Annotated in this window: 19 protein-coding genes and 2 riboswitches; of the genes, 5 read left to right on the top strand and 14 right to left on the bottom strand. The window is 70.9% G+C overall.

The features are described 5' to 3' along the window. The first annotated feature begins 165 nt into the window (after positions 1-165). A riboswitch (cobalamin riboswitch) is annotated at positions 166-316 on the top strand. A 78-nt stretch (positions 317-394) separates the two neighbouring features. After that, positions 395-1,528 carry a 5-methyltetrahydropteroyltriglutamate--homocysteine S-methyltransferase gene (locus J5Y10_RS07665; RefSeq protein WP_209372393.1) on the top strand — a complete coding sequence of 378 codons (1,134 nt, stop codon included), beginning with the start codon at positions 395-397 and terminating at the stop codon, positions 1,526-1,528. A 33-nt stretch (positions 1,529-1,561) separates the two neighbouring features. Here the strand turns inward: J5Y10_RS07665 and J5Y10_RS07660 are convergent, their stop codons facing one another. The 8 genes from J5Y10_RS07660 to metE form a co-directional block, all read right to left on the bottom strand. After that, on the bottom strand, positions 1,562-2,272 hold the full coding sequence (locus J5Y10_RS07660; protein WP_209372391.1) for an ABC transporter ATP-binding protein: 711 nt from the start codon (positions 2,270-2,272) through the stop codon (positions 1,562-1,564). After that, entirely contained in the window at positions 2,265-3,017 is a 753-nt protein-coding gene (locus tag J5Y10_RS07655; RefSeq protein ID WP_209372389.1) for an ABC transporter ATP-binding protein, read from the bottom strand. The genes J5Y10_RS07660 and J5Y10_RS07655 overlap by 8 nt, the downstream gene beginning before the upstream one ends. Next, a complete protein-coding gene (locus tag J5Y10_RS07650) occupies positions 3,014-4,006 on the bottom strand; it encodes a branched-chain amino acid ABC transporter permease (protein WP_209372387.1) in 993 nt (330 codons plus the stop codon). Before J5Y10_RS07650 ends, J5Y10_RS07655 begins: the two co-directional genes overlap by 4 nt. Then, positions 4,003-4,863, bottom strand: a complete 861-nt coding sequence (locus tag J5Y10_RS07645; protein ID WP_209372385.1) for a branched-chain amino acid ABC transporter permease — start codon at positions 4,861-4,863, stop codon at positions 4,003-4,005. The genes J5Y10_RS07650 and J5Y10_RS07645 overlap by 4 nt, the downstream gene beginning before the upstream one ends. Positions 4,864-4,873: 10 nt before the next feature. Next, a complete protein-coding gene (locus tag J5Y10_RS07640) occupies positions 4,874-6,049 on the bottom strand; it encodes an ABC transporter substrate-binding protein (RefSeq protein WP_209372383.1) in 1,176 nt (391 codons plus the stop codon). Positions 6,050-6,074: 25 nt separating this feature from the next. Next, the gene (locus J5Y10_RS07635) at positions 6,075-6,731 is read right to left on the bottom strand and encodes an epoxyqueuosine reductase QueH (protein WP_209372381.1); all 657 of its coding nucleotides are present in this window, start codon (positions 6,729-6,731) and stop codon (positions 6,075-6,077) included. A 30-nt stretch (positions 6,732-6,761) separates the two neighbouring features. Continuing rightward, the gene (gene metF / locus J5Y10_RS07630) at positions 6,762-7,718 is read right to left on the bottom strand and encodes a methylenetetrahydrofolate reductase [NAD(P)H] (RefSeq protein WP_209372968.1); all 957 of its coding nucleotides are present in this window, start codon (positions 7,716-7,718) and stop codon (positions 6,762-6,764) included. A gap of 127 nt (positions 7,719-7,845) precedes the next feature. After that, the gene (gene metE, locus J5Y10_RS07625) at positions 7,846-10,176 is read right to left on the bottom strand and encodes a 5-methyltetrahydropteroyltriglutamate--homocysteine S-methyltransferase (RefSeq protein WP_209372379.1); all 2,331 of its coding nucleotides are present in this window, start codon (positions 10,174-10,176) and stop codon (positions 7,846-7,848) included. Positions 10,177-10,294: 118 nt separating this feature from the next. Continuing rightward, positions 10,295-10,525: riboswitch (cobalamin riboswitch) on the bottom strand. Positions 10,526-10,658: 133 nt separating this feature from the next. Between metE and J5Y10_RS07620 the strand changes: the two genes are divergently transcribed. After that, positions 10,659-11,000 (top strand): hypothetical protein, encoded by a 342-nt coding sequence (locus J5Y10_RS07620; RefSeq protein ID WP_209372377.1) that lies wholly within the window; start codon positions 10,659-10,661, stop codon positions 10,998-11,000. A gap of 61 nt (positions 11,001-11,061) precedes the next feature. Next, the gene (locus J5Y10_RS07615; protein ID WP_209372375.1) at positions 11,062-12,117 is read left to right on the top strand and encodes an LLM class flavin-dependent oxidoreductase; all 1,056 of its coding nucleotides are present in this window, start codon (positions 11,062-11,064) and stop codon (positions 12,115-12,117) included. An 18-nt stretch (positions 12,118-12,135) separates the two neighbouring features. On the opposite strand, the gene J5Y10_RS07610 is transcribed toward J5Y10_RS07615, so the two are convergent. The 5 genes from J5Y10_RS07610 to msrA form a co-directional block, all read right to left on the bottom strand. After that, positions 12,136-13,089: a sterol desaturase family protein gene (locus J5Y10_RS07610; RefSeq protein ID WP_209372373.1), complete on the bottom strand. Its 954-nt coding sequence runs from the start codon at positions 13,087-13,089 to the stop codon at positions 12,136-12,138. After that, entirely contained in the window at positions 13,089-13,862 is a 774-nt protein-coding gene (locus tag J5Y10_RS07605) for a polysaccharide deacetylase family protein (protein ID WP_209372371.1), read from the bottom strand. Before J5Y10_RS07605 ends, J5Y10_RS07610 begins: the two co-directional genes overlap by 1 nt. A 2-nt stretch (positions 13,863-13,864) precedes the next feature. Beyond that, positions 13,865-14,857 (bottom strand): YncE family protein, encoded by a 993-nt coding sequence (locus J5Y10_RS07600; RefSeq protein WP_209372369.1) that lies wholly within the window; start codon positions 14,855-14,857, stop codon positions 13,865-13,867. A gap of 269 nt (positions 14,858-15,126) precedes the next feature. Next, a complete protein-coding gene (msrB, locus tag J5Y10_RS07595; protein WP_209372367.1) occupies positions 15,127-15,546 on the bottom strand; it encodes a peptide-methionine (R)-S-oxide reductase MsrB in 420 nt (139 codons plus the stop codon). Continuing rightward, positions 15,543-16,115, bottom strand: a complete 573-nt coding sequence (gene msrA / locus J5Y10_RS07590) for a peptide-methionine (S)-S-oxide reductase MsrA (RefSeq protein WP_209372365.1) — start codon at positions 16,113-16,115, stop codon at positions 15,543-15,545. The genes msrB and msrA overlap by 4 nt, the downstream gene beginning before the upstream one ends. 96 nt (positions 16,116-16,211) lie before the next feature. On the opposite strand from msrA, the gene J5Y10_RS07585 reads away from it, so the two are divergent. Further along, positions 16,212-17,312, top strand: a complete 1,101-nt coding sequence (locus tag J5Y10_RS07585; RefSeq protein WP_209372363.1) for a serine hydrolase domain-containing protein — start codon at positions 16,212-16,214, stop codon at positions 17,310-17,312. 14 nt (positions 17,313-17,326) lie between these two features. Next, positions 17,327-18,343: a dipeptidase gene (locus J5Y10_RS07580; RefSeq protein ID WP_209372361.1), complete on the top strand. Its 1,017-nt coding sequence runs from the start codon at positions 17,327-17,329 to the stop codon at positions 18,341-18,343. A 189-nt stretch (positions 18,344-18,532) separates the two neighbouring features. Here J5Y10_RS07580 and J5Y10_RS07575 read toward each other — a convergent pair whose 3' ends face one another. Then, on the bottom strand, positions 18,533-21,127 hold the full coding sequence (locus J5Y10_RS07575; RefSeq protein ID WP_209372359.1) for a hybrid sensor histidine kinase/response regulator: 2,595 nt from the start codon (positions 21,125-21,127) through the stop codon (positions 18,533-18,535). Between the last annotated feature and the right edge of the window lie 6 nt (positions 21,128-21,133).

The following is a 21,133-nucleotide window of genomic DNA, read 5'->3' as shown; positions in this document are numbered from 1 at the left end:
TAGCGAAGCGCCGCCACCCCGTCACGGCCTGCCGCGCCCGGAAGCAAGCCGAAGGTCCACTCCTCCCTGGAGGGAAACAGGACGGATCCGGACCAGCCTCGCCGTATGTCCCCTGCAAAACCTGCCGTCATTTGACGCCCAATGACCCGCCCCCTACACCGGCCCTGCTGGTGCCCGGGAGGGCTTCAAGGGAACATGGTGAGAGACCATGGCTGCCCCCGCAACTGTCAGCGCGGAGCCGATCGCCGCATGCCGCCGGGTCGCACCGGAAGGGCAGCGGAAGGCAGCGAGGCGCGAGCCAGGAGACCTGCCAGCACGATGTCAGCGCGCCACCGGGAAGCGGGGTTCTTCCAGGGTCCGGCCGCGGTGACCTCTGACGTCAGGATGCCCAGCCATGTCCCACTCGGACACGATTGACCGGCCGCGCGCCGCCAGCTTCCCGAGCTTCCGTGCCGACCATGTCGGCAGCCTGCTGCGGCCCCAGGCGCTGCGCGAGGCCCGCGCCGCCCGTGCCGAGGGGCGGCTCGATGCCGCAGGCCTGCGCGCCGTGGAGGACGAGCAGATCGCCCGCGCCATCGCGAAGCAGGAGGAGGTCGGCCTCCGGGCCGCGACGGACGGCGAGTACCGCCGCGCCTATTGGCACTACGACTTCCTCGGCGGCCTCGACGGGATCGAGATCTACGAGCCGGAGGACAAGGTGGCCTTCAAGGGCGCGACCCTCGGCCACAAGCTGCGGGTGACCGGCAAGATCGGCTGGAAACCCAGCATGATCGAGGACTTCCGCTACACCGCCTCCCGCACCCGCACGGCGATTCCGAAGCAGACCATCCCCTCCCCCAGCGTCGTGCATTTCCGCGGCGGGCGCGAGGCGATCGACCGCTCCGTCTATCCGCACATGGACGAGTTCTTCGGCGACCTGGGCGCGACCTACGAGGAGGCCGTCGGCGCCTTCTACGCGGCGGGCTGCCGCTACCTGCAGCTCGACGAGGTGAACATCGCCTATCTCTGCGACCCCCAGCAGATCGAGGGCCTGAAGCGCCGCGGCGAGCATGTCGAGGGGCTGCTGCAGATCTATGCCGACATGATCAACCGCGCGACACGCGCGCGGCCGAAGGACATGGCGATGTCCATGCACCTGTGCCGCGGCAACTTCCAGTCCACCTTCATCGCGACGGGCGGCTACGAGCCGGTGGCCGAAGTGCTGTTCAACGCGATCGACGTGGACGCGTACTTCATGGAGTTCGACGACGAGCGCTCAGGCGGCTTTGAGCCGCTACGCTTCGTGCCGCGCGGGAACAAGGTGGTGGTGCTGGGCATCATGACCAGCAAGACCGGCGAGCTGGAGAGCAAGGACGAGCTGAAGCGCCGCCTGGACGATGCCTCGAAGTTCCTGCCGATGGAGCAGCTGGCGATCAGCCCGCAATGCGGCTTCGCCAGCACGCAGGAGGGCAACAAGCTCTCCGAGGAGCAGCAGTGGGCGAAGCTGCGCCTGGTGGCGGAGCTGTCCGAGGAGCTCTGGGGCCGCTGAGCCCTGGCGGGCCGGGGGTTCTCCCCGGCCCCCTCACCCCGCGCGGGATACGCCGAGGAAGCGTTCCAGCGTCGCCGCATCCTCGCGCAAGGCGGCGCTCCCGGCGCGATGCACCACGCGCCCCCGTTCCAGGATCACCGCCTCGTCCGTCACGCCCAGGATCTTGCGGGCGTGCTGCTCCACGACGAGGGCGGAGAGCCCCTCCTCCCGCATGATCCGGCGCAGCGCGGTCAGCACCTCCTCAACGATTACAGGGGCCAAGCCTTCGGTCGGCTCGTCCAGCAGCAGCAGGCGCGGGTTCAGCACCAGCGCCCGGCCGATCGCCAGCATCTGCTGCTCGCCGCCCGAGAGCTGGTCCCCGCCGTTGCGCCGCCGCTCCCGCAGGCGGGGGAAGAGGCCGTAGACCCGCTCCACGTCCCAGGGGCCGGGCCGGGCGATGGCGGTGAGGTTCTCTTCAACGGTGAGGGAACGGAAGATGTTCCGCTCCTGCGGCACCCAGCCGATGCCGGCGCGCGCGCGGCGCTCCGGCGGCAGCGCTGTGATGTCGCGCCCGGCCAGCGCCAGGGTGCCGGCGGAACGGCGGGTCAGCCCGGCGATGCTGTTCAGCAGCGTCGTCTTGCCCATGCCGTTGCGGCCGAGCACGGCCAGAGACCGGCCCTCCGCCAGGGTCAGGTCGATCCCGTGCAGCACCGCCGCGCCGCCATAGCCGGCGGAGAGGCCGCAGACGGCCAGCAGGTCAGTCATGCCCGCCCTCCCCGAGATACACCGCGCGCACGCGGGGATCTGCGGCCACCTCGGCGGGCGTTCCCTCCATCAGCATCGCGCCGGCGACCAGCACGGTGATGCGCTCGGCAAAGCGGAAGACGAGGTCCATGTCGTGCTCGATCAGCAGCACCGCCACCTCTCGCGGCAGGGCGGCGACGGCGGCCAGGATGTCCTCCCGCTCGGCCTCCGGCACGCCGGCGGCGGGCTCGTCCAGCAGCAGCACGCGCGGGCGCGCGGCAATGGCCAGGGCGACCTCCAGCAGGCGCTGACGGCCGTAGGGAAGGTCACCAACGCGGCGCCCCATCGCGTCGGATAGCCCGAAGCGCCCGAGGATCTCCGCCGCTTCCTCCGCAACCGCGCCACCATGGCCCAGGCGGCGCCACCAGGCCCCGTCCCGACCCAGGCGGCGGGAAACGGCCAGGGAGACGCTCTGCAGCGGCGTCATCTCCGGGAAGAGCTGGTTGATCTGGAAGGTGCGGGACAGGCCGCGCCGCACGCGGCGGTCCTGCGCCAGCCCTGTGACCTCCTCGCCCGCCAGCAGGATGCGCCCGGCGCCCGGGCGCAGCACGCCCGTCAGCAGGTTCACCAGCGTGGTCTTGCCCGCGCCGTTCGGCCCGATCAGCGCGTGCCGCGCCCCGGGCGGAAGGGAGAGGCTGACGCTGTCGGTCGCGCAGAAGGCGCCAAAGTGATGCGTCAGCCCGATCGTCTCCAGCGCCGGCGTCACGGCGCGGCCCTTTCGGCCGGGCGGCGCAGCCCGGCGATCCAGGCGCGGGGCCGGTCCCGCCCCAGCAGCACCAGCGCCACCAGCAGCGCCCCGATCCAGAACTGCCAGTACTGCGGCGTGAGGCTGGAGAGCAGGTCCTGCATCAGCTTGAAGACCACCGCGCCGACCAGTCCGCCATAGAGCCACCCGACACCGCCGATCAACAGCACCAGCAGCCCGTCCGCCGAGCGCTGGAAGGAGAGCACGTCGAGCGACACGAATTGCGTCACCTGCGCCAGCAGCGCCCCCGCCACCCCGGCCAGCGCGGCGCCGATCGTGTAGGCCGCCACCAGCCGCCGCCGCACCGGGATGCCCAGCGCCGCCGCGCGCAGCGGGTTGGCGCGGATCGCCCGGAGCGACCAGCCGAAGGGCGAGAGCGCGATGCGCCGCAGCAGCAGGAAGGCCAGGAACAGCACGGCCAGCGCGTAGGCCGCGCCCACATGCCCCTCCAGGTCGAACTCGAACTTCCCGAGAAGCGGCCCGACATTCATGCCCTGCAGCCCATCCGCCCCGCCAGTCAGGCCGGTGAAGCGATTGGCCAGCTCGTGCAGCACGGTGGCAAGGCCGAGCGTCACCATCAGCCGCGTCAGATCCCCGCCGCGCAGCACAAGGGGCGCACCCAGCAAACCCAGCACCCCCGCCGTCCCACCGCCCAGCAGCAAGCCCAGGACCGGGTCCTCCCATCCGCGGGCAGCGGCGATGCCGGCGGCATAGGCCCCCCAGCCGAAGAAGGCCGCATGGCCCAGGGTGAGAATGCCGGCGTAGCCGAGCACGAGGTCCAGCGAGAGCGCGAAGAGGGCAATCACCGCCACCTCCGCGATCAGCGCCGCGCGTTGCGGGAACAGGAAGTAGGCGGCGAGGACCAGCACCCAGAAGGCGATCTCCGCCGGGCGCCAGCGCGCCAGCCCCGCCAGCTGCCGACGGGCCGTCTCCTCCGGTGCGGCCGTCATCGCGCGCCCGCCCGGCCGAAGAGCCCCTGCGGCCGCCAGACCAGCACCGCCAGCATCACCCCGTAGATGATGAAGGCCCCCATGGAGGGCAGGTAGTACTTGCCCGCCACGTCCGCGATGCCGAGCAGCAGCGAGGCGAGGAAGGCGCCGGGGATGGAGGCCGTGCCGCCAACCGTCACCACGATCAGGAAGTAGATCATGAAGCGCAGCGGGAAGCCGGGATCGAGCCCGAGGATATCCGCCCCAAGCGCCCCGCCCAGCCCGGCAAGGCCCGAGCCCACGGCGAAGGTGACGGTGAAGATCAGACCCACATCGATCCCCAACCCCCGTGCGACGCGCGCATCATCCACCGCCGCGCGGAGCTGGCTGCCGAAGCGGGTCCGGGCCAGGGCCAGGTGCAGGGCCAGGGCCACCGCGCCGCAGATGCCGATGACCAGGAGGCGGTAGATTCCCATGCCCACCCCGGCAACCTCGATCCGGCCGCGCAGCGCGTCGGGGATCCGCACGAATTGCTGGCTGGGCCCGGCCGCGTAATCCACCACCGCCATCGCCATGAAGATCAGCCCCACGGAGAACAGCACCTGGTCCAGGTGGCTGCGCGCATAGACCTGCGCGTAAAGCGTCCGCTCCATCACCGCGCCCAGAGCGGCGGTGGCCAGGAACACCAGCGGCAGCGCCGCCAGGAACGGCACGCCCCAGGCGTTCACCAGCACCAGCGCCGCATAGCCCCCGGCCATGGCGAAGGCGCCATGGGCGAGGTTCACGAGGTTCATCAGCCCCAAGGTGACGGCCAGACCGCAGGCGAGGATGAACAGCACCATCCCGTAGGCGATGCCGTCGAACAGGACCGTCAGCATGGGGCGTGGGTCAGCCTGCCGCCTTGGCCGGGTCCTTCACCGCCGGGACGGTGGCGAACTCCACGTTGTAGAGCTCGCCCTCCCGCCGCTCCACGCGGCGGATATAGACGTTCTGCACGATGTCGCGCGTCGCGGCATCGATGCTGACGGGACCGCGCGGGCTTTCCCAGGACATGCCCTTCATCGCGTCCGCCAGAGCCTGGCCGGCTGCGCCGGCGCCCACCTTTTCGGCGGCCATGCGCAGCAGCGTCATGCCGTCATAGCCGCCGGCGGCCATGAAGTTGGGCCGCATCCCCGCCGCCTCGCGGAAGGCCGCGACGAAGCGGCGGTTCGCCTCGCTGTCATGCGCGGCGGAGTAGTGATGGGAGGAGATGACGCCGAGCGCCGGCTCTCCCATGCCGTTCAGGATGTCGTCGTCCAGCACGTCGCCCAGCGCGATCAGCCGGATGCCCGCATCCTTGAGCCCGCGCTCCGCGAACTGCTTCATGAAGATCGATCCGACGCCTGCAGGAACGAAGACGAAGACCGCGTCCGGCGCCGCGTCCCGCGCCCGCTGCAGGAAAGGCGCGAAATCCGGGTTCGCCAGCGGCACGCGCAGGGCCTCCGCCACCGTCCCGCCCGCGGCACCCAGGCGCTGGCCGAACCACTTCTCCGCGTCCAGCCCGGGCCCGTAGTCGGACACCACGGTAACGGCCTTGCGGACGCCGTTCTCCGCCGCCCATCCCGCCAGGGGCACCGTGACCTGCGGCGTGGTCTGGGAGGTGCGGAACACGAAGGGCGAGGCCTCGGTCACGGTTGCAGTCGCGGCGGACATCACCACCATCGGCACCCGCGCGCGCGCGGCGATGGGGGCTGCGGCCAGGGCGTGCGGGGTGAGGACGAAGCCGGCCAGGGCCGAGACCTTCTCGTTCACCACCAGTTCCTGCGCCAGGCGCCGGGTGGCATCCGCCGCGCCGCCATCGTCGCGCAGCAGGATCTCCACCGGGCGGCCGGCAAAGGCAGAGTTCTGGCGGGCATAGAGGCGCACAGCCGCCTCGATCTGCTTTCCCGTGGAGGCGAAGGGGCCGGTCATGGACAGGATCAGCCCGATCCGGAACGGCGCTTCCTGCGCCAGCGCCGGGCGGGCCAGGGCTGCCTGGGCGAGAGGCAGCCCGGCCGCGCCGAGTATGAGGGTGCGGCGGTTCATCGTTCTCTCCCCGGGGTCCGAAGGGCTACTTCGGATCTTCCTTGTAATACAGCTCGCCGATTCGGATCGGCTCCCGCCCCTGCTCCCGCCGATGCTGGTTCGTATCCCGCAGGGAATAGGCGCAGCCGCAATACTCCTGCTGGTAGAACTCCTCGCGCTTGGAGATCTCGATCATCCGGGCGGCGCCCCCGCCCTTGCGCCAGTTGAAGTCCCAGTAGGACAGGCCCTCATAGGGCTTCGCGGCCCTGTGCCCGCTGTCGTTGATCTGGGCCATGTTCTTCCAGCGGGAGATGCCGAGGCAGCTCGTCATCACCGGAAAGCCGTGCTCGTGGGCATAGAGGGCGGTGCGGTCGAAGCGCATGTCGAAGCACATGGTGCAGCGGGCGCCGCGCTCCGGCTCCCACTCCATGCCCTTGGCGCGGCGGAACCACTCGTCCTTGTCGTAATCCGCGTCCACGAAGGGCACCCCGTGCTTCTCGGCGAAGCGGATGTTCTCGTCTTTCCGCAGGTCGTACTCGCGCCGCGGGTGAATGTTCGGATTGTAGAAGAAGATCGTGTAGTCGATGCCGGAGGCGAGCATGGCCTCCATCACCTCACCGGAGCAGGGCGCGCAGCAGGAGTGCAGCAGCACGCGCCGGGCGCCGCCGGGCGGGATGAGGACGGGGCGTTCGGCTTCGGTCATGTCTCTCTCCCCCGGCTGGCGGCGGTTGCGTCAGGCGACCCCGACGGGGGCCGGTGCAACCGCAGGCCTCGGCCGCACGCCCAGGACATGGGCGATGGCATAGGTCAGTTCCGGACGGTTCAGCGTATAGAAGTGGAACTCGTCAACCCCGTTCGCCTGCAGGGTGCGGACCTGCTCGGACGCAACCACCGTGGCGACGGTCCGCCGCATGTCCGGGTCGTCCTCGGTCCCCTCGAACATGGCGCCGAGCCAGTCCGGGACGGAGGTACCGCACATGGCGGAGAACTTGGCGGCCTGGGCGTAGTTGGACACCGGCATGATCCCCGGCACGATCGGCGCGGTGATCCCGGCCTTCAGGCACCGCTCCAGGAACCGGAGATAGGTCGCCGTATCGAAGAAATACTGCGTGATCGCCCGGGTGGCCCCGGCGTCGAGCTTGCGCTTCAGGCTGTCCAGGTCGTCGTCGGCGCTGCGCGCGGAAGGGTGGACCTCCGGATAGGCCGCGACCGAGATCTCGAAGTCGGCGATGCGCCGCAGCCCCTCCACGAGGTCGGCCGCATAGGCGTAGCCGCCGGGATGGGGCGCGTAAGTGGTGCCGGGGGGCGCATCGCCGCGCAGGGCCACGATGTGCCGCACCCCCGCATCCCAGTAGCCCCGGGCCACCTCGTCCACCTCCTCCCGCGTCGCACCCACGCAGGTCAGGTGCGCGGCGGGTACCAGGTCCGTCTCCGTGACCAAGCGGGCGACGGTGGCGTGGGTCCGGGCATGGGTGCTGCCCCCTGCCCCGTAGGTGACGGAGACGAAGCGCGGCCGGAGCGGTGCCAGCCGCCGCACGCAGGCCCAGAGCTGCTGCTCCAGCGCCTCCGTCTTCGGCGGGAAGAACTCGAAGGAGAGCAGCGGCGGGGGCTGGTCGGCGTCGCGCGCCGGCAAGGGTCCCACCCGGTCCCCGGCCAGCCAGCGCTCCAGCGTCGGTCCCAGCTTCACCATGTTCCCCACGTCTCGTTCCCTCTCGACAGCAACTGGCCGCACATCCGGGCGGCTGGCGGGACCGGGGGCCGCACCGGTGCATGGCCCCCGATCTTGGTCTTCGAACCCTGTCTTCCAGGGGTAACCGTCAGGCGAGCTCCCGCACCTGCTTCGCCGCGGCCACCATGTTCACCAAGGCGGCGCGGGTCTCAGGCCATTTGCGGGTCTTGAGGCCGCAATCCGGATTCACCCAGAGCTGTTCCGGCGAAAGGCGGGACCGCGCGGCCGCCAGCAGCCCCGTCATCTCCTCCACCGCCGGCACGCGGGGGGAGTGGATGTCGTAGACGCCCGGCCCGATCTCCGCCGGGTAGCTGTAATCCGCGAAGGCCCCCAGCAGCTCCATCCTGGACCGCGCCGTCTCGATGGAGATCACGTCCGCGTCCATGTCGCCGATGGCCGCGATGATGTCGTTGAACTCCGAGTAGCACATGTGGGTGTGGATCTGCGTGGCGTCCGCGACGCCGGAAGCGGTGATGCGGAAGCACTCCACCGCCCAGTCCAGGTAGTGCTCCCAGTCGCCCCGGCGCAGCGGCAGCCCCTCGCGCAGCGCGGCCTCGTCGATCTGGATGACCTTCGCGCCCGCCTTCTCCAGGTCCGCCACCTCGTCCCGAATGGCCAGGGCGACCTGCCGGCAGGCCAGCTCCCGCGGCACGTCGTCGCGCACGAAGGACCAGTTGAGGATGGTCACGGGGCCCGTCAGCATGCCCTTCATCGGCCGCTCCGTCAGGCCCTGGGCATAGGTCCACCACCCCACTGTCATCGGCTTGGGGCGGGAGACGTCGCCGAACAGGATCGGCGGGCGCACGCAGCGCGAGCCGTAGGACTGCACCCAGCCATGCTTCGTGAAGACGAAGCCCGAGAGCTGCTCCCCGAAGTACTGCACCATGTCGTTGCGTTCGAACTCGCCGTGCACCAGTACGTCCAGCCCGATCTCCTCCTGCCAGCGCACGGTGCGGGCCGTCTCCTCGCGGAGGAAAGCCTCGTAGTCCGCGTCCGTCATCGTGCCCTTGCCATGGGCGGCGCGGGCGCGCCGGACTTCCTCGGTCTGGGGGAAGGAGCCGATGGTCGTGGTCGGGAAGGCGGGCAGGCCGAGCGCCTCCGCCTGCAGCCCGCGCCGATCGGCGAAGGCCAGGTTGCGCCGCGTCATGGCCGCATCCACGGCCTTCAGCCGCGCCGCGACCGCGCCGTCATGGATCTTGGGAGAGGTCCTGCGGGCGGCGGCGGCGGCGGAGGAGGCCGCGAGGGGTCCGGCCACGCTCGCCCGCCCCTCGTTCAGGGCGCGGGCCAGCGTCGCCAGCTCCTCGATCTTCTGCACGGCGAAGGCGAGCCAGCTCCGCACGTCCTCGTCCAGCGCCGTCTCCTGCGCCAGGTCGATCGGCGTGTGCAGCAGGGAGCAAGAGGGGGCGAGGACGATGTCGCGACCTTTCGCCACCGGCTCCAGCCGCGCCAGGATCGTCTCCAGATCCGCGCGCCACACGTTGCGGCCGTCCACCACGCCGAGCGAGAGCACCAGTTCCTTCGGGGCCTTCGCCAGCACGGCCTCCAGCTCCTCCGGCGCGCGCACCAGGTCCAGGTGCAGCCCGGCGACCGGCAGGTTCACCGCCTCGTCCAGGTTCTCACCCAGCCCGCCAAAATAGGCCGTCAGCATCAGCTTCACCGCCGGCGCGGCCTTCCCCAGCGCCTCATAGGCCATCGCCAGCAGGGCCCGGTCCTCATGGGTAAGGTCCAGCACCAGGCAGGGCTCGTCCATCTGCACCCAGTCGGCGCCCGCGGCGGAGAGGCGGCGCAGAACCTCCTCGTAGACAGGCAGCAGGGCGCGCAGCAGCTCCTCGCGGTTCACGTCGCCGGTGTGGCTCTTGCCCAGCCGGAGGAAGGTCACGGGGCCGAGCAGCACGGGGCGGGTGTGGACGCCCTGCGCCTTCGCCTCCAGGAACTCGTCCACGACCTTGGTGGAGGAGAGGGCGAAGGACTGGCCGGTGGAGAACTCGGGGACGAGGTAGTGGTAGTTCGTATCGAACCACTTCGTCATCTCGGCGGCGGGCACGTCGACGGCCTTGTGGGTGCAGCCGTGCCCGCAATCCGCGTGCGCCTCGCCCCCTTCAGCTCCCTGGGCGCCCCGAGCCATGGCGAAATAGGTGTCGAGGTCCACAGGACCACCGGTCCAGCCGTAGATGCCGGGGATGGCGCCGACCATGGCGCTGGTATCGAGCACGTGGTCGTAGAAGGAGAAGTCGTTGCTCGGCACGTGGTCCACGCCGAGCTCCTTCTGCCGCGCCCAGGTCTTCGCCCGCAGCCCGGCGGCGACCGCGAGCAGCGCGGCGCGGTCCGACTTGCCGGACCAGTAGCTCTCGAGCGCGGTCTTCAGTTCGCGGCGGGGGCCGATGCGGGGGAAGCCGAGCGTTGCGACAGTGACGGACATGGACCTCGCCTTTGCTGTGTTGGCGCGGAGGGCAGCCGCGAGCCGTCGCGCGGGCGTATCCCGCCACTGGCGGAATCCGTCCGTACTGGACCTGCGACCTGACCGGACACCCCGCCGGAGGACGTTATGTGCCGGGGCAGGTCTCCTGGCTCACGGGTCAACGCCTCCGGTCCGGCCTTCCCGGCGCCTGGGCGTGAACCCCGGGCGCCAGTGACGCGTGATGGACCTCGGCTCGCCGCTCACAGTTGCGGGGGCAGCCCCGGATTTGGCGCTCGCACGCCTGCACCGGGTTCCCTCTTAGCCCCGGCGCAGGGTCGCGCGCCGGGGAACCTCGACGCCCTCATCTGACCGGAGCCCGAGGTAGGTGTCAAGCGACATAAAGATATCCTTATGAAGTGGATGTCCTAAATGGCTCGGGGCATCAGCAATCCGTTCACCGGATTGGCGGATGATGGTGGCCAACCCCAGCCTTCGGCGGCGCCATGGAAATCAGCTATGATCCGGACGGCCGGTCCTATGTCTCGCGCTACGAGGTGGGCGATCTCGTCCGCCTCCGCGCCTCGGAGCGGGGCGAGATGGCCATGGGGCGTGTGGGCGACTGGGGCATGGTCGTCGCCGTCCAGACCGGCCTGTCGGAAAGCTTCGACGTGATGCTCGCCGGCTACTCGGAGCGGCGGACCTCCAGCCTGAAACGACTGACCGGCCTCACCCGCCGCGCTGTTGTCCCCTGCGACCTCAACGGCGTTCCGATTCCTCTGCCCGAGCGCAGCGGGTTGCGGGCGGTGGATGCCGGAATGACGCGGAAACTTGGCCGCGCGAGATAGGTGCCATCCCCGTCCTGGCACCGTTTCTGCTGCAGGCCGCCCCGGCAGCCGGAGACCTCGCGTGGACATCGCCCTCTTCAACCTCATGTCCCAGAACCGCCCGGACGAGACCCCGGCCGAGATCCTCGGCACCACGGTGGCGAAGGTGCGGCTTGCGGAGAGCCTGGGCTTCGACGGCGCCTGGTTTGCCGAGCACCACTTCACCAGCCACTCCGTCTGCCCCTCCCCCCTGATGATGGTGTCGCATCTGGCGGCGGTGACGACCCGCCTGCGCCTCGGCCCGGCCGTGGTGGTCCTGCCGCTGCACCACCCCCTGCGCGTGGTGCAGGAGGTCGGGATGCTGCAGGCGCTCTCTGGCAACCGGCTCATGCTCGGCCTCGGCACCGGCCACCAGCCGCACGAGTTCCGCACCTACGGCATTCCCATGGAGGAGCGCACCGCGATCCTGGAAGAGGGTTGGGACATCATCGCGCAGGGCCTGACCACCGGCCGTGTTGGATATGCCGGCAAGCACTTCACGGTGCCGGACGCGCCGGTCGCCGCCTTCCCGGGCGCCGTGCCGCCCCTCTTCCTCGCGGGTGGGGAGCCGCGCTTGCTGCAGCGCGCGGCCCGGGCCGGAGGATCGCTCTTCATCAGCCAGGGCCATCGCCGTGCCGCGGCCGCCCTGCCATTGCGGGAAAAGCTGCTCGCTGCGCTCCGCGCCGGGGGCCTGCCCGAATCGGCGCTGAAGCTCGCGATCCAGCGCTATGTCTTTGTCACGGATGACCCCGCGGAGAGGCGCCAGGCCGCGGAGGGCATGCTGCGCTTCATCCGCACCACCCTTTCGCTGCGGGAGGAGGAGCCGCAGCGCGATGGCGCCTTCATGCGCTCCATCCCCTTCGCCGGAGAGCCGAGCATCGATTGGCTGCTGGAGAACGCGCCGATCGGCCCCGCCGCGCGTGTGGCCGAACTGCTGGCGGAGGATTTCCACACCCTCTCGCCGAGCCACTGGAGCCTCTATATGGGCTTCACGGGCCTGCCCGCGCCGCGCGTCCTCGCCTCGCTGGAGGCCTTCGGGACCAAGGTGCTGCCAGCGCTGCGCCGCCTGAGCGCCGAGCCCGCTCGCCTCGCTTCCTGAAGCGGGCGGGGGTTCACCCTACCCCGCCCGGGCCCCGCGGATCGCGGCGACAAGCCGGCGGGTGCCGTCCAGCTGCTGCCGCCACCAGCCGCCATGGACGAGGCTCGCCGGCGCCTCAGGGTCGCCCGTGCGCGGGAAGACATCGCGCCGGAAGTCGCCGGTGCGGAAGATCATGTCCCAGACCGGAAAGAGGACGGCGAAGTTGCGCCCCTCTTCCCCGGCGGAGAGGATTCCGTGGTGAAAGCGGTGGAAGCGCGGGGAAACGACCAGCCGCTCCCCCACCGCACCGAAGGAGAGCCGGACATTCGCGTGGGACAGGCTCTCCGCCACGCGCATGATCAGGACGATCAGCGGGAACTGCCCGGGCGGCACGCCGATCAGCAGCGCGAGGCCACCAACCCAGAGCGCCGCGATCATGTCGTCGATGATGTGGTTCCGGTCATCCGTCCAGAAGGTCATCTTCTCCTGGGCGTGGTGGATGGAATGCAGCGCCCACCACCAGGGCAGGGTGTGCTGCAGCCGGTGCCGCCAGTACTCCCCGAAGTCGATGATGAGGATATAGAGCGCGAAGGCCAGCAGCGGCCGTGCGTCGAGGCCGGGGATCAGCGTCTCCAGCGTCGGCGGAACCCAGCCCATGTCGGTCAGCCAGCCGTCGAACTGCGCCTGAACGCCCGCTAGCAGCACGAAGGCGATCAGCGGCAGCACGCCCAGCCGAGCCAGCAGCGTGTAGGTCACGTCCGTCCAGACCACGCGGCGGTCGTCCCAGCGCTCCACCGGGCGCCAGGCCTCCAGCGGGCGGCAGATGGCATAGACCACCAGGACCTGAAGAACGCCGAAGACGATGAAGTCCATCCAGGCGAAGGCGTCCTCCTCCCACTCCATCATCCCGAAGGCGTAGAGCAGGGGCTGCACGCCGTTCTGGAACAGGATGCTGGTGAAGGCGTCGTAGCCGCGGGAGATCGTGTCGAGCATCAGCGCCGTCCCTCTGCCGGCAGGGTGTCGAAACAGAACCCCCGCGCCTGCAGACCGGCGATCAGCGGTTCCAGGATACCGGCGAAAGGCTCCCGCCGGCTGCGGACGCCCCAGTGCATGATCAGCACCTCGCCATCGCGGATATTCGCGAGATTCCGGTTCAGCAGGGCGGAATTCGGGTGGGCGCGGGCATCCAGCTCGTCGCCCAGGAAGCCGTTGGCGGTCCAGCCCTGGTGGGTCAGGCCGCACTGCCGCGCCATGGACACGGCATTCGGCGTGGTATGCCCGCCCGGGGCCCGCCAGAGGGGCAGGATCCGCGCGTCCGGCACCATGGCCTTCAGTGCCTGGACCGGCCGCTCCAGCTCCGCGCAGAGCGCCGCCGTGTCCAGGACCTCCGCCCCCTCCCCCGCACGTCGGGAGGCGTAGCGGACACGGCCCGGGCCGGGGTCGCCCGAGAAGTACCAGTGCCGCCAGGTATGGCTGGCGAAGACATGCCCTTCCGCCGCCCGGGCCCGCCAGAACTCGGCCCAGGCCGGGGAAAGGGTACGGTCGCCCCGGAATGTGGGCTCATCCGCCAGGAAAAGCGTGGCACGCACGTTGCGGCGGCGGAGCACGGCGGCGATCTCCTCCGCCTCCCGCGACCAGCCCGTGTCGATCGTCAGATAGAGGGTTCCCCGGCAGGTCGGCGCCTGGGCCAGGGCCGGAAAGGCGGCCAGCGCGGCTAGGCCGCCCAGCACGGCCCGGCGCAGCCCACCCCGCCAGCGACCGGCCATGGCTAGCGCGCCACCGGCACGGCCGGCGCCTCGTTCCGAGCCTGCACGAGGTCCTTGGCGCGGAAGAAGATGCCGTGCGGGGATCGACCTACGGGGGAGGTGGCCACCTGCCCCGTCTCCGGGTCCAGCAGGCCGATCTGGCGCGTCCAGCGCAGCGTGGTCCAGAGCCGCCCGTGCTCGTCGAAGGAAATGCAGTCCGGCCCGCCCGGCACGTCATAGGTGCGCATGACGTCCAGCGTCACCGGGTCCAGCGCCGTGATTCGGCTGTCCACCCGGCTGGTGACGTAGACCGGGCCACCACCGGGGGACGGGAACAGGGCATGCGCTCCGCGCCCCACGCGGATCTGGCGTTCCACCTTCCGCGCCTCAGGGTCCACCACGGCCACGTAATCGGCGCCCATCACGCCAACCAGCAGCTTGCCATTGTGCCAGATGATCCCCGCCGGCTCCCGCCCGACCTGGAGAGTCCAGATGATCTGGCGCGTCTCCAGGTCGATCCCGGCGATGGCGCGGCTGCCCTGGACGGTGACGTAGGCCATCTTGCTGTCCGGCCGGTAGGCGATGTGGCTGGGCATATCCCCCGGCTTCACCCGGCCGAGCAGGGTCAGCGCCATGGTCGGCCCGTCCCAGCCGTAGATGTCCACCTGATCCCGGCGCAGCCCGGTGACGACGAGGGTCTTCCCGTCCGGGCTGAATTCGAGATTGTAGGGATTTGCGATGCGCTCGCGCTTTTTCACCTCGCCGGTCGTCGGATCGAGGAAGAGGATCTCGTTCCCTCCCGAATCTCCCACCAGCAGGACGTCCCTGGCGGGAGAGAGCGCGAGGTGATGCGGCTCCCGCAGGACCGGAATCTGGCGGATCTCCGCCCGGGTTTCCGAATCCACCACCTGCACGCCGGGATCCATGGAATTGACGACGAAGATCACCTCAGCCCGGCCGGGACCGGGAAGAAGGCCGGCCGCGAGGATGGGCAGCACGAGGGCGAGGCGACGCATGGGGACGGCTCCGGCTGCAGGTCGGGCGGCGCGGCCGTCGCGCCCGCGGAAGATGGAACGATAGGGCGGGCGGGTTAACGGGTCCGGCACCCCGGCGCCACCCCTTCCGCGCCATTCTCGCCACATGGCAACCCATCCCAAATGCGCTGGACCCATGACGGATCCGGAATCATCGGCGTCCCTGCCGGTGCTCCGGCGGGCCCTGTAGCACGGGCCCGCCTTGCAGGGGTGTCATTCCGCCATGGCCACGGCAAGGCGGAAGCGCGGCATCATTCCAGCGCGATGCCGTCCTCGTTCGTCGGGTGGAAGTCCAGCGCGACTCCGTTCATGCAGTAGCGCTCACCGGTCGGGCGCGGGCCGTCCGGGAAGACGTGCCCGAGATGGCCGCCGCAGGCCGCGCAGCGCACCTCGGTCCGCAGCATGCCATGTGAGCGGTCCGTCACGGTCGAGACCGCCCCCTCGATCGGCTTCCAGAAGGATGGCCAGCCGGACCCGCTCTCGTACTTCGTGTCGCTGGTGAAGAGCGGGGACTGGCAGCCGGCGCAGTGGTACACGCCGTCGCGCTTCTCTACGTTCAGCGGGCTGGTGCCCGGCCTCTCCGTCCCGTGGCAGCGCAGCACGCGATAGGCGTCGGGGGAGAGGTCCTCCTTCCACTGCTCGTCGCTGCGCTGGATCGTCTCGCCGCTCATGCCGCGCGCTCCTTCAGGCGATGGGCAAAGCCCTTGCGGAACTTGGCCACCTTCGGCGCCACCACGGCGCGGCAGTAGCCGGACCAGGGGTTGCGGGCGAAGTAGTCCTGGTGCTCCTGCTCTGCGGGGTAGAAGACCGGGGCGGGCAGCAGGTCCGTCACGATCGGGCCGTTGTAGAGGCCCTCGCGCCTCACCTCCTCCATCACCTCGCGGGCCGCCGCCTCCTGCTCCGCGCTCTCGAAGAAGATCACGCTGCGGTACTGCGGGCCCACATCGGCGCCCTGGCGGTCGCGCGTGGTCGGGTCGTGGATGGTGAAGAACACCCGAAGGATATCGGCATAGGAGATCACGCCGGGGTCGAAGACCACGCGCACCACCTCGATATGGCCGGTGGTCTTGCTGCAGACCTGCTCGTAGGTCGGGTTCGGCATCTGGCCGCCGGCATAGCCGGAAACCACCTCGGAGACGCCGCTGAGGTTGCGGTACACGGCGTCCAGGCACCAGAAGCAGCCGCCGCCGAGCAGGGCGACCTCGGTGCCGTTGGGGGGGATCTGGGGGGATTGCGTCATGGCCGTGATGTAGGGATTCCCCCCTGCGACACCAAGGCGGAACGGTGGTTCCGCCCCCTTTGCCCTGAGCCGCGGGAGGGTCCACCTTCCCCCGCCATGAGCTTCCTACCTCCCTATCCCGCCCCCTTCCCCGCAGCCGCGCCCGAGGCGCTGGGTTTCGACCCCGCCCGGCTCGCCGAGGCGGTGGCTTTCGCCGGGGCGCACGAGTCCCCCTTCCCCCGCGACCTGCTGGCCCATCTGGAAGGCGGGCATTTCGAGCCGGCGCCCGACAACGAGCTGCTCGGCCCCGTGGTGCCGCGCGGCGCCCCGAACGGGCTGGTCCTGCGCGACGGCGTGCTGGCGGCCCGCTGGGGCGACACGCGCCGGGCGGACATGACCTTCTCCGTCGCCAAATCCTGCCTCTCCATCCTCGCCGGCCTCGCGGTGCAGGACGGGCTGATCGCCGACCTGGACGCCCGCGTTTCCGCCAGCGTGGACGACCCCGCCTTCAGCGGCCCGCGCAACGGTGCCATCACCTGGCGGATGCTGCTGCAGCAGACCAGCGAATGGGAGGGCACGCTCTTCGGCAAGGCGGACCAGATCGACCGCGGCCGCGACCTGGCCAGCGAGGGAAAGAAGCCCAAGGGCTGGCCGCGCCCCCTGGCAGAGCCCGGCGGCCACTGGGAATACAACGACGTCCGCGTGAACGTTCTCTCCCTAGCCCTTCTCCACCGCTTCGGCCGCGCCCTGCCGGAGGTCTGGAAAGAGCGCGTGGCGGACCCGATCGGCTCTTCCCCGGACTGGCGCTGGGAAGGCTACCGCAACGCCGCCGTGGAGATCGGCGGAAGGCCCGTCGTCTCCGTGCCCGGCGGTGGCCACTGGGGCGGCGGCATCGTGACGGACGCCGAGGACCAGGCACGGATCGGCCTGCTGATGCTGAACGACGGGACCTGGGCCGGGCAGCGGATCCTTCCGGAGGGCTGGGTGGCGGAATCCGGCCGCCCCGTGGCGCTGCACCCGGATTACGGTCTGCTCTGGTGGCTGAACCGCAGCGGCCGCTTCCCCGATGCGGACCGGGACAGCCTGCTGGCCGTGGGGGCCGGCGGGAACACCATCTGGATCGAGCCGGCCACGCGCATCGTCGCCGTCTTCCGCTGGCTCGATCCGCAGGCCCTGGCGGGGATGATCTCCCGCATCTCCGCCGCCCGCACGAATTAGAGCCCCCTGGTGGAATGATGCACGCCGAGATCCACGCCGAGACCCTCACCCTCGACACCCATGTCGACATCCCCTGGCCCGACCACACCGACCCGCGCGGAGAAACCGCGCGGAACGTGGACTTCGCCCGCATGCGGACCGGCGGGCTAAAGGCGGTCGTCTTCATCGCCTATACCCCGCAGGGCCCGCGCACGCCGGAAGGCCACGCGGAAGCCGGCGCCCGTGCGGAGGCGATGTTGCGCGCGATCCGGAACACCACCCACGGGGAGGGCCGCCGCCTCGTTACCCGGGTGGCGGAGCTGGAGGCGGCCCATGCCGCCCGCGCGACTGCCGTGCTGACGGCGGTGGAGAACGGCAACGCCATGGGGCACGACCTCTCCCGCCTCGCCCTCTGGCGCGGCCTGGGGGCGATCTATCTCACCCTCACCCATGACGGGCACAACGACCTGGCCGACTCCGCCCGCCCCCGTCACGGCCGGCCGGAGCCCGCGGTGCTGCATGGCGGCCTCTCCGCCCTCGGCCGCCGCGCGGTTGAGGAGATGAACCGGCTGGGGATGCTGGTGGACGTCTCCCACGCCTCCCGCGACTCCATGATGCAGGCCGTCGAGTGTTCCCGCGCGCCCATCGTGGCCACCCATGCCTGCTGTGCCGCGCTGCGGCCGCATCCGCGCAACCTGGACGACGCCCAGCTGGACGCATTGCGGGACTCAGACGGGCTGATCCAGATCACCGCCGTGCCCGCTTTCCTGCGAGCCCCCGGCCCGGACGGCCGCTACAGCGCAACGGTCGAGGACATGGCGGATCACGTGGACCACGCCGTGCGCCGCATCGGCCTGCGCCATGTCGGCCTCTCCTCCGACTTCGACGGCGGCGGCGGCGTGACGGGCTGGATGCACGCCGGCGAGACGGGCGGACTGACGGAGGCGCTGCACCGCCGGGGCTACGACCGCGAGGCGATCGGCCTCCTCTGGGCCGGCAACTTCCTCCGCGTCTGGCGCCGAGCCGAGGAGGTGGCGGCAGAGGGGTTCTGATCCGGGCGCGCTCCGAACTCGATCTTCCACAGATCGAAACGACCGCCAAGGGAAATCAGAACCGCTCGAAGCGGGCCCGCAGGTCAGTCTTGCGGGTGCCTGGATCAGGTCCGGGGAGGCAAGCTTCCCGCCCGCGATAGGTCCTTCCTGTCTGCCCGGAGATCGCTCGCCCTTGAGGTGGGCGATCTCCTACTCCGCTGCCGGAGCCGGCGCCTGCGCCGTCCTGAGGCGGGCGGAGCAGGCCCGCTCCAATTCCGCGACCAGCGCCTCCCTGGTCACGGGCTTCGCCAAGTACCCCGACATCCCCGCCTCCCGGCAGGCCGCGTTGTCGCGGTCGAAGACGCCGGCGGTCAGCGCCACCACGGGCACGGAGCGGGCCGCATCCTCCGGCAGGGCGCGCAGGCGACGGGTCGCCTCCAGCCCGTCCATGCCGGGCATTGCCAGATCCATCAGCACAAGGTCGAAGGGCCGGCCGGCCCGGCAGGCAGCCGAAACGGCGTCCAAAGCCTCTGCGCCGCCCGAGGCCAGTTCCGCATCGTGCCCGGCTCGCTCGAGCAGGGCGCGGGCAACGAGCCGGTTGGTCGGCACATCATCCACCACCAGAACCCGCAGCCGTTCCGTCCCCGTGCAGACGGCGGGCGCGACAGGGACCGGGGTGGGCAGCTCCGCGCGCTCCAGCGGGAGTTCGACCCAGAAGCGCGCGCCGGTCCGGCCCTGCTCCACCGCCTCAGGATTGTCGTCCACGCCGATCTTCCCGCCCATCGCCTCCGCGATGCCGGTGGAGATAGCGAGGCCCAGGCCAAAGCCCTCCGCCATCGGGACGTCGGACCCTGGCCGTTCCAGACGCACGAAGTCGCGGAAGATATTGCCGCGCTGGTCGGGCGGAATGCCCGGGCCGGTGTCCAGCACCTCCAGCCACAGCCTCTCGACGCCCTGCTCCACCTTCCGCCGGGAGTTCAGCATCACCCGCCCACCCGCCGGCGTGAACTTCACGGCGTTGGAGAGAAGGTTCAGCACGAGCTGCCGCACGCGCGTCGAGTCCAGCATCATGCCCGGCGGCAGGGTCAAGTCGTGTTGCACCGAGACGGAGATATCCCGTGCGGCAGCGGCCGGGCGGATCAGGTCCACGCAGGTGTCCAGCAAAGGCGCCAGCCCCGCGGGGGCGCGGCGCAGCGGCATGCGCCCGGCCTCCACATGGGCAAGGTCCAGCACGTCGTTCGCCACCCCCAGCAGGTGCCGTCCCGCTGCCTCCAGCATGGCCGCCCTGCCCCGCTGCTCCGGCGTCAGGTTCGGGTCGCTCGCCAGCGCCTGCGCCATGCCGAGCACACCGTTGAGCGGGGTCCGCAGCTCGTGGCTCATCCGCGCGAGGAAGCGGCCCTTGGCGGCGCCGGCGGCAGCGGCCTGATCGCGCGCTTCCGCCAGGTCGGCCGCGGCGCGCTTCTGCTGGGTGATGTCGGTGCGGATGCCGACCGAGCCGCCCCCCGGCACCTGCCGTTCCGTCACAAGAACCCAGCGCCCGTCCGGCAATAGGCGCTCCACCGGTGCCGTGTTCCAGGGGTGGCGGTAATGCGCCACTGCCTCGGCAACGAAGGCCTCCTTGTCCGGCCCGGACTGGGGATACTGCCCGTGCTCCGCGCCGTAGCGCATGATCTCCGTCAGCGTCGCGCCCGCTCGGATGGCCGGTGCGCTCTCGCGGTAGAAGTCGCGGTAGCGGTCGTTGCAGACGATCAGCCGGTCCTCCTCGTCCCACATGACGAAGCCGTCCGACATCGCCTCGATGGAGGATTCCAGCAGCTGTCGACCCCGTGCCCGCTCCGCCTCGGCGGTGTCGCGCTGCCGCAGCATGGCCCAGAGCAGGGCGGCGATCGCGACGGTCAGCCCGGCCAGCCCAGTGGCGGCGTAGAGGATCCGGTTCTCGTTCGCTTCCCAGTCGCGCAGCGCCGGGCCGCTGTCCTGCACCGTGACCACGTGGATACCGGAGTACAGGGTGCGCCGCAGCGCGGTGAAGCGGCCGGGCTCCGTCCCCTCAGTGAGCGGGCGGGCCACGGGGCGGCCGATCCGCGCCTCGTCGTGCGGGGCGCTGGCCAGCAGCACGCGGTCCTCGCTGCGGATCAGCAGGATGCGGAGACCTTCCGTCTCACCCCGGGCGCCGTAGCCGGCCAGCCCGGCCGCCACCACGGGCACGGGAACCTCGGCCACGGCGAGCAGCGGCGGCATTCCCGCCAGCGTCACGGGCCGCGCGAGGAACAGGGCCCATTCCCCCGTGGCCGGATTGGGCACCGGGCCGGCGATGGTGACGCCGCCCCGCGCCCCCGCCACGGCCTGTGGCGGGGCGACCAGGGCCGAGTGCGGCAGCGGCGGCGGCCGGCGTCGGGAGCCCGGCACGGCGGCGGCCAGGGGAGACCCGCCCTCGATTGGCAGAAGAATAAGGTCGCGGAAGCCAAGGCTGCTGTCGCTCAGCCCCATCAGCACGCGGGAGAGCGCGGCGGAACGGGCCGCCGGCGTCATGTCCGGCGCCATGCCGGAAAGGGCGGGGGCGAGCAGGTTCGGCAGGCCGGCCAGGGCGCTGTCCACCGCAAGGAAGCTGCGGTTGATGGAAGCCGCCGCGGTATCCGCCGCATCGGCCACCGCTTCCCCGGCGCTCTGCACCGCCGCGTCACGCCCCTGCCGCACGATGACCTGCGCCACGCCGGCATAGATCGCCAGGAGGACGAGCGTGCCGACCAGGACCGAGAGGCCGATGGAACGGGACTGGACGGAGCGGATCAGGCGGCGGGCGGGCATGGCGTG

It is taken from the genome of Roseomonas indoligenes (assembly GCF_017813365.1).
Taxonomy (GTDB): Bacteria; Pseudomonadota; Alphaproteobacteria; order Acetobacterales; family Acetobacteraceae; genus Roseomonas; species Roseomonas indoligenes.
Note: the sequence above shows the minus strand (reverse complement) of the source record. Positions and strands in the feature narration are given on the sequence as shown.